Source organism: Sorangium sp. So ce1335 (assembly GCF_051521615.1).
GTDB lineage: Bacteria > Myxococcota_A > Polyangia > Polyangiales > Polyangiaceae > Sorangium.
In genome coordinates this window covers 9,328,725-9,342,969 of sequence record NZ_CP150363.1, presented here as the reverse complement: position 1 = coordinate 9,342,969, position 14,245 = coordinate 9,328,725, and the positions used below count along the sequence as shown (strand labels likewise).

Here is a 14,245-nt window from a genome sequence, read left to right as displayed (position 1 = left end):
ACCGCGCGCGCCCGGGCGTCGCGGTCGACCGCGCGCGCCGCCGCCGCGGGCAGGTCCGCCGCCGCGAGCAGGTCCGCCCGCCGGGGCGGCCTCAGCGCGCGCCGCTGGCCGGCTCGGCCTTCCGCAGGAGCCGGTACCAGGCGAGCATGCGCGGGAGCCCCTCCGCGAGGGGCACCGTGGGCGCGTACCCGAGCTCCCTGCGCGCCTTGGTGATGTCCGGGCAACGGCGGTTCGGGTCGCCGACCGGGTACCCCTCGGGGTAGCCCGCGAGCGCGATGTCGAGCGGCTCGCCGACGGCCTGCTCGACCTTCGTCGCCAGGTCGCGCATCGAGATCTCCTCGGCGTCGGAGCCGATGTTGTAGACCTCGCCCGGGTGGCCGAGCAGCAGCACGCGCAGGAAGCCGTTCACCCCGTCCGTCGCGTAGCAGAACGTGCGCGTCTGCGTCCCACCGCGGTGGATCTCGATGGGCCTCCTGTCGAGCGCGGCGTTCAGGAAGCTCGGGAGGACGCGGGAGTCGTCGCGCCGCATCCCCGGACCGTAGACGTTGAACGGGCGGACGACCTTCACCGGGACGCCGTACTGGCGGTGATAGACCATCGCGAGCGTCTCGCCGAGGCGCTTCGACTCGTCGTAGCAGGCGCGGAGCCCCGTGGGCGAGACGCGACCCGGGTAGTCCTCCGGCGTCGGGATGAACTCGGGGTGTGGATCTCCGTAGATCTCGCTCGAGCTGAAATAGAGCACCGCCTCGGGCCGCGTGCGGCGCGCGAGGTCGAGGACGTTCCGGATGCCGTCGACCGCCACGGTGATCGTCTCGAGCGGGTACCTCGCGTAGTAGACCGGAGACGCGATCCCGGCGCCGTGAAGGATGAAGTCGGGCTCGACGCCGCGCGGGTAGGGCGTCGTCACGTCGTGCGTATCGAAGACGAGGTTCGGGTCGTCGAGATCGAAGAAGCCGCTGTCCTTGGTTCCGGTGATGAGGTTGTCGAGCGCCACGATGGTCGCCGGCCGCGCGAACCTGCTCCGGTTGAGCTCCTGGAGGACGCCGACGATGTAGCCGCCGAGGAAGCCGGCCGCGCCGGTGACGAGCACCGTCTTCCCCTCGAGCCGGCCCGCGGCGTCGCCCAGCAGGCCCGCAAGACTCCGCAGCTCGTCCTCGATGAGGCGCTCCATGCCGCTCGCCCTCCTAGCCGATGATGGTCGGCGCCGGAACCGGGACGATGAACTTACCGCCGCTCTCCGCGAACGCGCGCTGGCCCTCCATCACGGGCTGCGCGAAGTTCCAGGCCAGGATGAGCAGATGGTCCGGCCGCCGCCGCTCGATCTCCCGGGCGGACACGACCGGGATGTGCATGCCCGGCGTGTAGAGGCCCTGCTTGAGCGGGTTGTCGTCGACGATATAGTCGAGCGTTGCGGGGCCGATACCGAAGTGGTTGAGGAGCGTGTTGCCCTTGGCGGGGGCGCCGTACCCGGCGACGCGCTTGCCCGCCGCGCGCAGCGAGGAGAGGAGCTCGACGAGCGCGCGCCTGTTCTCCTCGACCGCGCCGGCGAACCGCCGGAACGTCGCCATGTCGTCGAGCCCCGCCGCCCGCTCGCGCGCGACGCGCTCCGCGACGCTCGGCGCCGCGGCGCGGGCGCCTGCGTGGGCGACGAACAGGCGCAGCGACCCGCCGTGGACCGGCTCGTGCCCGACGTCGACGAGCGCGAGCCCGAACCGCTCGAAGAACGGGGCGAGGGGCGCGACGGAGAGATAGGACAGGTGCTCGTGGTAGACGGTATCGAAGAGCCGCTGCTCGAGGAAGTCGACGAGATACGGCGCCTCGACGACGAAGAGGCCGTCTTCCCGGAGGAGCGCCTTCACGCCGCGCGCGACGTCGTCGAGATCGTCGATGTGCGCGAAGACGTTGTTGGCCGTGATGAGCTTCGCCTTCCCGTGCTCCTCCGCGAAGCGCCGCGCGAACGCCTCGGTGAAATACCCGACGACGGTCGGCGCCCCCTGCGCCGTCGCCCGCCCGGCGATCGCGACGGCCGGGTCCACGCCGTAGGCCTCGGCGCCGAGCGCCCGCAGCGGCCTCACCAGGACGCCGTCGTTGCTGCCGATGTCGAGCGCGACAGCGCCGGCGAGCCCGAGCCGCTCATCCATCGCCCGGGCGTACCGCTCGAAGTGGCGCACGAACGAGGGAGAGGTCGAGGAGACATAGACGTACTCGCGAAACAGGAGATCGGGATCCACGGCGTGCCGGAGCTGGACGAACCCGCAGTCGGCGCAGCGCGCGACCGAGAGCGGGAAGCGGCGCTCGGACGCGAAGTCCTCCTCGCGGAGGAACGCGTTCGCCGGCGGCTGCTCCCCGAGATCGAGGAACGTCTCCAGGCGCGGGCCCTCGCAGAGGCGGCAGCGGCGCTTCTCCGTCAGCATGAGCCCTTGCCGCTACCACGGCCGGCCTTGCGGCAGAAGCGCCCGCCTCCGACCGGTGTTCCGGCGGAGGCGGCCGATTCGTCATATGTCTTTACGAAGGGGCGCGCGGCGGTAACGGTTCATCGTGATCGCCCGCGCCTCGCCCGGCCGCGCGAGGTTCCGGTAGGCGAAGCACTTGGCGATCTCGCTCTCGACGAGCTCGGGCAGCGTGCTTGTGAGCGTCCCCTGCGAGTGCGTGTGCCGCCCGTCGCGGGCGAGGGCGGCCACGGCATACGGCGCGATCTGGAGGCCCGCCGCATCGCCGCCGGCGGTGACGAAGCCGAGGTACGCGCGGAGGACGTGGAAGTGATGGGCGACGACCGTCAGGTGAGCCACGCCGTGCTCGCGACACCACCGGATCACCGGGGGGGCCTCGGTCGCCGAGTTGAGCGCTGGCTTGCTGTCGTCGCCCTGGTACTGCGCTCCCCCGACGAGGACGATGGAGCCGCCCGGGACCCCGAGATCGTCGCGGAGCTTCCGGTGCCAGGACGCTCCGCCGGCGAAGCCCGAGGCGGGCCCGTCGGCGCAGATCACGATCTTCGGCGCGCGCGCGAGCTCCTCCCAGAGCGCGACCGCGCCGCGGAGCAGGCTGTCCTCGGTCTCGGGGACGTGGGCCATGACGTAGAGCGCGTCGCACGCGCGCGGCGTCTCCATCGCCTCGGTGAGCACGTGGGCGGCGAGCAGGAGCATCTGCGCGAGGTGCTCCTTCGGCTCGTTCATCAGGGCCTCGTGGATCGCGTCAGCGGCCACGCGCGGCCTCCTGCCGGCGGCCCGGGCGACGGACGCGGCAGCGCCGCGCCTCGCCGACGTCGTGTCCGGCCAGCGCGCGCCACCGGGGGGCCGCCTCGCGCTCGCGCTCGCTCCTGCCGGCGGTCGCCATGCGTGCATCCTACCCGGGCGCCGTGCGCAGCGCACCTGCCGCCGGCCCGGGGCGCTGGAGGGGGATCCAGCCGGAAGGCGCGGCCCCGCGGAGCGGCTGTCGCGGCCGAGCGGGCTGCCTCGGGGCGGTGTTTCGATCGAGGATCGCGGGGGTGCTACGATCGCTCGCCTGGGGGATTCGAGGCGATGGGTGACCCGGATATCCTGCTCATCGGGCATGTCACCCGGGATCTGCTGAGCGCCGATCCGCGGAGCGACTACCGCCTGGGCGGCGCGGTCAGCTTCGGGGCCGTCACGGCGGCGCGGCTCGGCCGCGCGCCGACGGTGGTCACGCGCGCCGCGCCGTCGACCGATCTGTCGGCGCTGCCGGCGGAGGCGGAGGTGCTTGTGCTGCCGTCGCCGGTCACAACGGCGTTCGCGAACGTCTACACCGAGCAGGGGCGGGTCCAGTACTGCCATGCGCAGGCGCCGCCGATCGCGTCGAGCGATATCGAGGGCCGCCTGCGCCGGCCGCGGGCGGTGCTGCTCGGTCCCGTCGTCGGCGAGATCGGCCCTGACGTGGCGGGCCTGTTCGACGACGCGACGCTCGTCGTCGCCGCGCCGCAGGGGTGGATGCGGCGGTGGGACGGCGCGGGGCGCGTGTACAGCAAGCGGTGGGACGACACGGGCGGGATCCTCCCTTGCCTGGACGCCGTCGTGCTGTCGCAGGAGGACATCGAGCACGACCCGAGCCGCCTCGATCCGTTCTTCGAGCACGTGCCGCTGGTGATCGTCACCGAGTCCTGCGATGGGAGCACGCTGTACCGGTGTCGAGGGCGCGGGGCGATCGCGAAGACAAGGATCCCTCCTCGTCCGGCCGAGGAGGTGGATCCGACGGGCGCGGGCGACGTGTTCGCGACGGCGTTCATGATCCGGCTCCAGGAGACCGGCGATCCGGTCCAGTCGGCGCGCTTCGCCAACGTGGCGGCCTCGTTCGGGGTCGAGCTGGCGGGTATGGGCGGGATTCCAGGCCGCGCGACGATCCTGGCGTACATGCAGGAGCACCCGTTCGAGGCGGCGCCGGAGGAGCCGTGATGCGCGGGAGGGACGTGGCTCCGGCGAAGCGGTAAGCGGGGAGAGGGGAGGAGAGCGCGAGGGCGGTGTGCGTCGGCGGGGACCAGCGTGGTGCTCCGGTGCGCGCGGTTCCGGGTGGCCGGTGATGTGCTCTTCCGTCGTCGGAGGGGGAACTGCATGACCACGGTCACCAAGGCGGTTTACGTGAACTTCACGGCGGCGAGGGACGCGGACCGGATGAATCGACTCGCGGCGCTGGTCCAGCGGACGGAGCTGAATTCCCTGGTCATCGATGTGCGATCGAACGGAGGAGCGCTCCTCCACGAGCGCGACGAGGCGACAAGGGCCCAGCTCGGGGTCCTCCGCGAAGCGGGCATTTACCTCATCGCCAGGGTCGTGGCGTTCAAGGGCGGGCCAGGGGGGTGGTACGATCCCGGGTCGGAGGCGCGTTGGCGGGAGATCGCGGAGATCTCGCTGCGGGCGCTCGACGCCGGGTTCGACGAGGTGAACTACGATTACGTGCGCTACGGGGCGGCGCGGGAGCCGCGGTCGCGGACGCCCGTCCGGGAGCGGGCGCCGACGATCCGCGCGTTCTTCGAGTTCCTTCGCGCGGAGGTCGGCGACGCGGCGTCGCGTCCGATCTCGGCAGACATTTTCGGGATCGCGCTCCTCGGGCCTCAGGCTGTCGTGGGGCAGCGGATCGAGGACGCGGCGGAGCTGTTCGACTACGTGATGCCGATGCCGTACCCGTCGCACTGGGAGCCCGGCAGCTTCGGGCTCGCGAACCCGGCGCATCACCCGTACGAGACCCTCCATGCGTCGCTGTCGGCGGGCTGGGGCAGGGTGGCTGAGCTGCCGGGACGGAGGGCGCTGCTGCGGAGCTGGATCCAGGCGTTCGATCTGGACAGCTCGCGTCCGATGAGGCGGTACAAGTACACGCCGTGGCATGTCCGGGAGCAGATCCGCGCGATCGAGGACGCGGGGTGCGCCGGATACGCCGCGTGGAACCCCCGCAGCCACTACGAGGAGGGCGCGTTCGCGGCCGCGTGGGCGGTCCGACCCGGATGACCCGACCCAGGTTGACCCGACCCTGACCCGGATGACCCGACCCAGGTTGAAGGCCCCGGGGCAGACCGACCCAGGTTGCCCCGACCCAGGTTGAAGGCCCCGGGGCAGACCGACCCAGGTTGACCCGACCCAGGTTGAAGGCCCCGGGGCAGACCGACCCAGGTTGACCCGACCCAGGTTGAAGGCCCCGGGGCAGACCGACCCAGGTTGACCCGACCCAGGTTGAAGGCCCGGGCTGTCCAGACCCGGGTTGGGGACCCTGTAGGTAGGACCCCTGACCGACCCAGGTTGAGGACCCCTGCGCATGATCGACCGCTCCGACGGGCGACGAACCTCTGAAGGATCGGCGCCTGTGTCGACATCCAGGGGAGCGGCCGGGGCGCGACGCCGACGAATCGCCCACCGACGCCCCCTGTGCTTGAACGCGTCGACCTCGGCCAGCCCGCGCGCGTGCGAAGCTGCAATGGAAAACTCCACCTGGATGATGCTTTGCGGTTCCTCTCGACCTGGTCGCGCGCGAGGATGGCGGAGGGCCGTGGCACCGCTTCTTTCCAGGAACAGAGGACCTCGTCATGAGGAGGCGCACTTGATGGAACCGCGATCGAGATCTCCGCGCGTCGACCAGCACCAGCAGCGATCGAGAGCGCGCAGGCGAGTTGCGCCTCGCGACGGGGCGGCCAGCCTCTGGCGAGCTGGCTGCTGCTGCTCCGCGTGGCTGAGCCTCGCCATCGTGCTCTCCACGGCGTGCCATCCGGGCGAGAGCTTCGCCGGCACGGCCGATTTCAGCATCCATTATATCAACTACAATGCAGCCGAGCCGAACGACACCATCATCGAGGCCGGCATTCGCGTGCGTAACAACACGAGCGCATCGGTCCCGCTGAGCAGCATCGTCGTGCGGTACTGGTTCACGAAGAACGGCGCAACCTCGGTGACCCCGGCGTGCTGGTGGTGGAACCCGTCCTGCAACCCCATCGTGCTGAGGACCGGGACCGTCGCCGTGCACGGCGCCGACCAGTACGTGGAGATCGGCTTCACCAGCGCGGCCGGGAGCCTGGCCCCCGGGGCCATGACCCAGGCGATCGATCTGGGGATCCAGCTCGGCGCCAACGTCAACGAGGCCGACGACTACTCGTACGGCAACCAGACGTCCTTCGTCGACTGGAGCCGTATCACCGTGCACGACGCCGGCTCCGCGCCCCTGAGCGGCGTGCGCGGCGGGACGCCGCCGAGCGGAAGCGTGTCGGTGTCGCGGCCAGCAGCGCCGACGTCCCTCGCAGCGACGGCGGCGGGCCCGAGCGCGATCTCCCTGAGCTGGTCGGCGAGCGCGGGTGCGACGAGCTACAACGTTTACCGATCGACCACGCCGGGCTTCACCCCCGGGGCAGGAAATCGGATCGCCTCCAGCGTGCCCGGGACGAGCTACAACAGCACCGGCCTCTCGGCGTCCACGACGTACTACTACAAGGTGACGGCCTTGAACGCGGCCGGCGAGTCGGCTGCGTCGAGCCAGGCGAGCGCGACGACGCTCGCCGGGGGCGCCATGACCGCGGAGCTCTTCGACGACTTCAGCTACACGGGGACCGGCGACAGCAGCTTCCTCGCCCGGTGGTCGCTGCGGAGCTGGTCGGGCGGACCCGGCGTGGACGGCGCGCAATGGCTGCCGGCCAACGTCTCACTGGTCAACGATCCCATGGACCCCTCGAACAAGCTGATGCGGCTCAAGGCGACCACGAACGGCGATCCTGCCGGCACCTCGCATGCCGAGGTCATGTCGACCTCCAGCAAGTTCCGTCTGGGCACCTACGCCGCCCGGATGAAGTTCTACGACACGCCGCAGGCAGGCACGCGCCTCTTCGCAGACAAGCCGATCGAGACCTTCTTCACGATCACCGATTACCGGGACAACGATCCGGATTACTCGGAGCAAGACTTCGAGTACATGCCCAACGGCGGCTGGGGGCAGGAAGACAAGAGCACGATGTGGCTGACGTCGTGGGAGACGACGACCGACAACACGTCGACGCTCGTGTCGGGGAGCCACGACGGCTGGCACACGCTCGTCCTTCAGATCACCAGCAGGACGATCAGCTACTACATCGACGGGGTGCTGAGGGCGACGCACGCGGCCAGGTTCGTCCCGGAAGAGGGCCAGTTCCTGAGCTTCCAGGTCTGGTTCACAGAGCTCGAAGGAAGCCAGGTCGGCTCGCGGACGTACCATGAGGAGGCCGACTGGGTCTACTTCGCCAAGGACACGATTCTGTCGCCCGCCGAGGTTGACGCGAAGATCGCCGCCCTCCGCGCCTCGTCCGTCACACGCAAAGATACAGTGCCGTGACCCCCGCGGGCTGTGCGACGACCGGGCGCGACCGACCCGGGTTGAGGTTGCGGCGGGGGCGGCGGGGGTGAGGTTGCGGCGACCGACCCGGGTTGAAGTTGCGGGGCGGGGGGCGACCGACCCGGGTTGGGGGCGACCGACCCGGGTTGAGGTTGCGGGCGGGGACGCGACCCGGGGGGACCCGACCCAGGTTGAGGTTGTTGTGGTGGGTGTGGTGGAAAGGTGATGGGAGGGGAGTTGCCCAGCTGGGGTGGCGGACAAGGCTGGCGGCCGCCATCCATGCAGCTGGACAAGTCCTTGAAATGATTCGCTCCGATCTCCGGCACGACCTTTGTAGATGTCCGCCGGCCATGAGCCAGCCCCGCGAGATCGTCCCCGGCGCCACCTACCTCATCACCCGTCGTGTCCTGCGCCGGCATCTCCTCTTTCGCCCGGATGCAGCGATCACGCAGCTCGTGGTCTACGCCCTCGCCGTCTCGAGCCGCCGTTACGGCATCGAGGTCCACGCGCTTTGCGCGATGTCCACGCATCTGCACCTCGTCGTGACCGACGCGAGCGGCGTCTTGCCGCGATTCCTGCAATTCTTTCATCGTATCGTCGCGCTCGGCACCAAGGTGCTCCGTCAGTGGGAAGGACCGGTATGGGACCACGAGGCCACAAGCGTGGTGCGCCTGCTGACGCGCGCGGCGGTGGTGGAGAAAATTGCTTACGTCCTCGCGAACCCTGTGGCCGCTGGGCTGGTCCGGCATGCAGGTGAGTGGCCGGGGGCCAAGGCGGAGGTGAGCGAGATTGGCCGTGGCGTGCTACGCGCGGCGCGTCCTACGGCGTACCTCAACCCCAAAAATCCACAGTGGCCCGAGGAAGTGACGCTCCTGCTCGCGCTGCCGCCAGTCATCGAGCCGGACAGCGCAGATGCCTTCCGCGGTGAGGTCGCGGCCGAGATCGAGCGACAGGAAGCGCAGGCCGACGCGGAGGTGCGGCGGCGAGGGCTCCGTTTTCTGGGCGCCGCGCAGGTCGGCCGGATCTCTCCTTATGGCCGGGCCACGAGCTCCGAGAAGCTGGGCAGTCGCAATCCGACGTTCGCGGTTGGCCGCCAGCAGGGCGACGCGTGGCGAACCGCCGGTGCGGCGGTGCGGGCTTTTCGCGCATCGTATCGCGCGGCACTGGAACGCTGGCGCGCCGGCGTCCGCAGCGTCGTATTCCCGGCGGGGACTTGGTGGATGCGCGCGTTCCACGGTGTCAGCGTGACAGACGTCGTGCTCCTGGTGTAGACGCCGCGGCAACGCGCGACGCAGAGTGGCGTGGAGGATTGTGCGACGCGTGCGACATATCATCGTGGGAAAGGTCCGTCTTGATGCGGAGCCGGGGGGCGGCTTGTTCGAAGGGGGCCCTACGCGAACACATGCGCTGAGTCATGCCGTGCTGAGGTCGTGCGGAAGGTTGCTGTAGGCTCTACTCGATCGAAGGGGACTATACCGTGTCAGTAGACGACTCCATCCGGGAGCAGCAGCCCAGGTCGAGATAATCCTTGGTGGGTCGAGCGAGTGTGGAACGATGTGAGTCGGACCACCCGTCCGGGAGCTCACATGGAAGCGCAACCCGGGTCGGGCTCGTCTGGTTTGTGTCATTGGTCAACCTGGGCCGGAGCGCCCACCGGTGTTGAACAAGGTGAGTCAGGTCACCCGCCTCGATTGCAACCTGGGTCAGAACACTGGAGCACTCTGGTCGCGTCCTGGTCACGCCCTGATCGCCGTTGGTCAACCTGAGTCGGGTCCGCCCGGGGGGGGGGGCAACCTGGGTCGGGTCATCCCCAACCTGGGTCGGGCCATCCGGTCATCCCCAACCTGGGTCGGGCCATCCCCCGTCCTCCACGCCGTCCGACCGTTGAAGACGGCTCGACGCCGGTGCATTCTCCGCCCCATGCGCCCGGGTGAGGTCATCGACCGCCGCTTCGAGATCGAGCGCGTCGCGGCCTCCGGCGGCATGGGCACGGTCTACCGCGCCGTCGACCGCACCACCGGCACACCCGTGGCGCTGAAGCTCCTCGGCCAGACCGACCGGGCCGCCGCACACCGCTTCGAGCACGAGGCCCGCATCCTCGCCGAGCTCGATCACCCCCGGATCGTCCGCCACGTGGCGCACGGCGTCACCCCCGACGGGGTGCCCTACCTCGCCATGGAGTGGCTCGACGGGGAGAGCCTCGCCCAGCGCCTCGCCCGGCAGCGGCTCGACCTGGACGAGAGCCTCGCCCTTCTCCGCGCCACCGCCGAGGCGCTCGGGGCAGCGCACGCCCGCGGCATCGTCCACCGCGACGTCAAGCCGGGCAACCTCCTGCTCGTCGGCGGCGACGTCGCCGGCCTCAAGGTGCTCGACTTCGGCATCGCCCGCATGAAGCGCACCATCGGCGCCCTGACCCGGACGGGCTCCGTCATGGGCACCCCGGGCTACATGGCCCCGGAGCAGGCCACGGGCGACCGGGACGGCCTCGACGCGCGCGCCGACATCTTCTCGCTCGGCGCCGTGCTCTTCGAATGCCTCACCGGCAGGCCCGCATTCCAGGGCCAGCACGTCATGGCCCTCCTCGCGAAGCTCCTCATGGAGGACCCGCCCCGCGTCCGCCACCTCCGGCCCGACCTGCCCAAGGAGCTCGACGACTTCGTCGCCCGCATGCTCGCCAAGGACCCCGCGAAGCGCCCGCGCGACGGCTCGGCCGTCGTCGAGGCGCTCGACGCCCTCGAGCGCGACCCGAGCAGCGGCCTCGCCGTCACCCCCGTCCTCTACGAGGCGATCACCACGGGCGAGCTCCGGCTGCTCTCGATGGTCGCCGCGCGCGAGCCGCGCCAGGGCCCCGCGAGCAGCGCCGAGAGCACCCTCGTCTCCGCGCTCCCCCGCGAGCTCACGACGAAGCTCCACACCCGGACGCAGTCGTTCGGCGCGCGCGTGGACACGCTCGCCGACGGCACCCTCCTGCTCTCGATCGCCGGCGTCGGCGACGCCGTCGAGCAGGCCGCGCGCGCGGCGCGCTGCGCCCTGGAGCTCGGCGAGCTCCTGCCCGGCGCCTCTGTCGTGCTCGCCACCGGCCGCGCCGAGCAGACCGGCAGCCTCCCGGTCGGCCCCGTCATGGACCGCGCCGCCGCGCTGCTCGCCCTCGCGGAGCGCGAGCCGTGCCCGGAGCGGGAGCCGGCGCCGGTTCGCATCGACGACGTGACCCGCGCGCTGCTCGACGCCCGCTTCGAGATCGAGCCCGCGCGGTCCGGCACCTTCCTCCTGCTCCAGGAGCGCGAGGTCGGCCGCACGGCGCGGACGCTCCTCGGCAAGCCGAGCCCCTACGTCGGCCGCGACCGGGAGCTCCGCAACCTGCGCGAGCTCCTCGAGGACAGCTTCGGCGGGCCCGAGCCCCGCGCCGTCCTGATCACCGGCCCGCCCGGGATCGGCAAGTCCCGCCTCCGCTACGAGCTCATCGAGGTCCTGCGCGAGCGGCACCCCGACCTCACCCTCGCCGTCGGCCGCGGCGACTCGCTCAGCGCGGGCTCGCCGTTCTCGCTCCTCGGCTCCGCCCTCCGCGGCGCCGCCGGCATCACCGGGGGCGAGCCCGCCGCCGCGCAGCGGGAGCGGCTCCTCTCGCTCGTCGCGCGCGCCCCGGCGCTCGACGCGGCCGACCGCACCCGGATCGCCGCCTTCCTCGGCGAGATCGTCGGCACGCCCTTCCCGAGCGAGGCCGACCCGAGGTTCCACGCCGCGCGGCAGGCCCCGGCCCTCATGGCCGACCAGATCCCGCTCGCCTACCTGGACTTCATGGAGGCGGCGTGCTCGGCCGGCCCCTACCTGCTCGTGCTCGAGGACATCCAGTGGGGCGACGCCGCGTCGCTCAAGCTCATCGCGCGGGCCCTCCGGGAGCTGCGCGACCGGCCGTTCGCGGTGCTCTACCTGGCGCGCGTCGAGGTGCGGAAGGTCTTCCCCGTCCTCTGGGAGGGCAGCGAGATCCACGAGATGACGCTCGGCGCGCTCCCCCGCCGCGCCGCCGAGGAGCTCGTGCGTCAGATGCTCGGCGACTGCCTCCCGCCCTCGGAGGTCTCGCGCCTCGTCGAGCGCGCGAGCGGCAACGCCTTCTACCTCGAAGAGCTCATCCGGGCGGTCGCGGAGGGGCGCGCGGACAGGCTGCCGGAGACGGTCCTCGGCATGGTCGAGGCGCGGCTCGAGGCGATCCCCGCCGAGGCGCGGCGGCTGCTCCGGGCGGCGAGCGTCTTCGGCGAGACGTTCTGGAAGAAGGGGGCGCTCGCCCTGCTCGGCGACGCGGAGGGCTCGACGCTCGCGGTCGACTGGCTGCCCTGGATGCTCCAGCGCGAGCTCCTCGAGCGGCGCGAGCAGAGCCGCTTCTCGGACCAGGAGGAGTACGCCTTCCGGCACGCGCTCATCCGCGACGGCTCCTACGCGATGCTCACCGATCACGATCGCGCGCTCGGCCACCGGCTCGCGGCCGAGTGGCTCCTGCAGGCGGGGGAGCACGACGCCAAGGTGCTCGCCGAGCACTTCGAGCGGGGCGGCGAGCCGCAGCTCGCCGTCGAGTTCTACCTGCGCGCGGCCGAGCAGGCGCTCGCCGGGAGCGACGCCGCCGCCGCGACCGCGCTGGCGCAGCGCGGGCTCGCCCTCGGCGGGGGGCGGGACGTCGAGGCGGCGCTCCACGGCATCGTGGACGGGGTGTCCGACACGCTGCGCGCCGCGGGCGCTCCCTGGTCGCCCGGCCCCTGAGCGATCACGACGTGCGCTTCCGCGGCCGCGGGATGCCGTACTCATCGATGCGGTTGATCAGCGTGCGGAGCGAGATGCCGAGGAGCTTGGCCGCGCGCGTCTGGTTGCCCGCGGACTGCTCGAGGGCCTCGACGACGCGCTGCCGCTCGAGCGCTTTCATCTCCAGCCGGAGCCTCGTCATCGCGTCGGCGCCCGGCTGCGGCGTGGGGGCCTCGGCGGCGAGCGCGGCGTCCACGTTGGCCGGCGGCGGCGCGGAGCCACCCAGCGTCGCGGAGCCGCCCAACGTCGGTGCGGCGCTGCCCGCGCTGCCCAACGTTACGGAGCCGCCCAACGTCGGTGCGGAGCCGCCCAACGTTGCGGAGCCGCCCAACGTCGGTGCGGAGCCGCCCAACGTCGGTGCGGAGCCGCCCAACGTCGGTGCGGCGCTGCCCAACGTCGGTGCGGCGCCGCCCAACGTCGGTGCGGCGCCGCTCAACGTCGGTGCGGCGCCGCTCAACGTCGGTGCGGCGCCGCTCATCAGGTGCGGCGGCAGATCGCCAGGCAGGATCGCATCCCCCGCGCACAGGATCGCCGCGCGCTCGATCACGTTGCGCAGCTCGCGCACATTTCCCGGCCAGCTGTACACCTCCAAGGCCGCGAGCGCCTCCAGGGAGATGCGGGGCACGCTGCGTTGGTCGAGCTGCCGGCACGCCTCCTCGAGGAACCTTGCGGCGAGCGGGGCGATCTCGGAAACCCGCTCACGGAGCGGCGGGACCACGAGCGAGATGCCGTTCAGGCGGAAATAGAGGTCCTGGCGGAAGTTGCCGCGCGCGATCTCAGCGTGCAGATCGCGGTTCGTCGCCGCCACGAAGCGGAGATCGATGCGGCGGGACGTGCGGCCTCCGAGGCGCAGCACCTTTCGGTCCTCGAGCACCCGGAGCAGCTTCACCTGGAAGGCGAGCGGCAGCTCGCCGATCTCGTCCAGGAAGAGTGTTCCACCGTCGGCGGACTCGATGAGGCCCGGGCGCGCCTGGTTGGCCCCGGTGAAGGCGCTCCTCTCGTGCCCGAAGAGCTCCCCCTCGAGGAGCGACGGCGGCAGCGAGGCGCAGTGCAGCTCGACGTAGGGCCCACCGGCGCGGGGGGAGCGCGCGTGGAGGGTCCGTGCGAGCACCTCCTTGCCGACCCCTGTCTCGCCGAGGATCAGCACGCTGATGGCGCTCCGCGCGGCGCGGGCGGCCTGCTCGTAGAGCGCCACCATGGCCGGGGCCCGGACCACGACGTCCTCGGGCGCATGCCCGCGGTCGGCCTCCTCGGCCGACCCCGCCGGCGCGCGTCCGACGACGACGGTGGTCGCACCCAGGTTGAACCGCTCGCCCACGACAACCTCGGCGCTCTCCCGCGAGAGCCGCCGCAGCCGGTGGGTCCGCGCCGTCATGGCGGGGAGCTGCTGCTCGCCGACGAAGGTGCCGTTGGCGCTCCCCAGGTCCTCGATCCGGAGCGGCGGCCCCACGTGGAGCGCGGCGTGCCGGCGTGACACCGACCGATCGTCGATGCGTACGTCGCACCCCTCATCGCGGCCGAGGACCACGGAGCCGCGGGCCGGCAAGGGCGCGAAGGCGATGGTGCTGCCCGCCACGATCGCGAGCCGCAGCGTCGTGCAGGAGCCCCGCGCACCGCCGCCCGGAAAGCCTTCGTCCACGGGACCATGATACGCGGCGCCGTGCGC

The 14,245-nt window shown here is 71.7% G+C and carries 9 protein-coding genes; 5 read left to right on the top strand and 4 right to left on the bottom strand.

All coding sequences use genetic code 11. The features are described 5' to 3' along the window. Positions 1–91: 91 nt before the first annotated feature. The 3 genes from WMF24_RS34660 to WMF24_RS34650 all read right to left on the bottom strand — a co-directional run bounded on the left by WMF24_RS34660 (position 92) and on the right by WMF24_RS34650 (position 3,203). Positions 92–1,171 carry an NAD-dependent epimerase/dehydratase family protein gene (locus WMF24_RS34660; protein ID WP_437731728.1) on the bottom strand — a complete coding sequence of 360 codons (1,080 nt, stop codon included), beginning with the start codon at positions 1,169–1,171 and terminating at the stop codon, positions 92–94. Between the two features lie 13 nt (positions 1,172–1,184). After that, entirely contained in the window at positions 1,185–2,414 is a 1,230-nt protein-coding gene (locus WMF24_RS34655) for a methyltransferase domain-containing protein (protein WP_437731727.1), read from the bottom strand. Between the two features lie 81 nt (positions 2,415–2,495). Continuing rightward, positions 2,496–3,203 (bottom strand): hypothetical protein, encoded by a 708-nt coding sequence (locus WMF24_RS34650; protein WP_437731726.1) that lies wholly within the window; start codon positions 3,201–3,203, stop codon positions 2,496–2,498. Between the two features lie 315 nt (positions 3,204–3,518). Here WMF24_RS34650 and WMF24_RS34645 point away from each other — a divergent pair, with 315 nt between their 5' ends. The 5 genes from WMF24_RS34645 (at position 3,519) to WMF24_RS34625 (ending at position 12,540) form a co-directional block, all read left to right on the top strand. Then, complete coding sequence (locus WMF24_RS34645; RefSeq protein ID WP_437731725.1) at positions 3,519–4,406, top strand: PfkB family carbohydrate kinase; 888 nt, start codon at positions 3,519–3,521, stop codon at positions 4,404–4,406. Between the two features lie 156 nt (positions 4,407–4,562). Beyond that, positions 4,563–5,453: a putative glycoside hydrolase gene (locus WMF24_RS34640; protein WP_437731724.1), complete on the top strand. Its 891-nt coding sequence runs from the start codon at positions 4,563–4,565 to the stop codon at positions 5,451–5,453. A gap of 730 nt (positions 5,454–6,183) precedes the next feature. Next, the gene (locus tag WMF24_RS34635) at positions 6,184–7,791 is read left to right on the top strand and encodes a cellulose binding domain-containing protein (RefSeq protein WP_437731723.1); all 1,608 of its coding nucleotides are present in this window, start codon (positions 6,184–6,186) and stop codon (positions 7,789–7,791) included. 350 nt (positions 7,792–8,141) lie between these two features. Beyond that, positions 8,142–9,062, top strand: a complete 921-nt coding sequence (locus WMF24_RS34630) for a transposase (protein ID WP_437738886.1) — start codon at positions 8,142–8,144, stop codon at positions 9,060–9,062. A 649-nt stretch (positions 9,063–9,711) separates the two neighbouring features. Further along, positions 9,712–12,540 (top strand): serine/threonine-protein kinase, encoded by a 2,829-nt coding sequence (locus WMF24_RS34625; protein ID WP_437731722.1) that lies wholly within the window; start codon positions 9,712–9,714, stop codon positions 12,538–12,540. A 4-nt stretch (positions 12,541–12,544) separates the two neighbouring features. Here WMF24_RS34625 and WMF24_RS34620 read toward each other — a convergent pair whose 3' ends face one another. After that, positions 12,545–14,218 (bottom strand): sigma 54-interacting transcriptional regulator, encoded by a 1,674-nt coding sequence (locus tag WMF24_RS34620; RefSeq protein ID WP_437731721.1) that lies wholly within the window; start codon positions 14,216–14,218, stop codon positions 12,545–12,547. Positions 14,219–14,245 lie beyond the last annotated feature (27 nt).

Bases quoted from the DNA above. Each gene is read 5' to 3' on its own strand.
- WMF24_RS34660 (WP_437731728.1), bottom strand. From the start codon at position 1,171: ATGGAGCGCCTCATCGAGGACGAGCTGCGGAGTCTTGCGGGCCTGCTG.
- WMF24_RS34655 (WP_437731727.1), bottom strand. From the start codon at position 2,414: ATGCTGACGGAGAAGCGCCGCTGCCGCCTCTGCGAGGGCCCGCGCCTG.
- WMF24_RS34645 (WP_437731725.1), top strand. From the start codon at position 3,519: ATGGGTGACCCGGATATCCTGCTCATCGGGCATGTCACCCGGGATCTG.
- WMF24_RS34640 (WP_437731724.1), top strand. From the start codon at position 4,563: ATGACCACGGTCACCAAGGCGGTTTACGTGAACTTCACGGCGGCGAGG.
- WMF24_RS34630 (WP_437738886.1), top strand. From the start codon at position 8,142: ATGAGCCAGCCCCGCGAGATCGTCCCCGGCGCCACCTACCTCATCACC.
- WMF24_RS34625 (WP_437731722.1), top strand. From the start codon at position 9,712: ATGCGCCCGGGTGAGGTCATCGACCGCCGCTTCGAGATCGAGCGCGTC.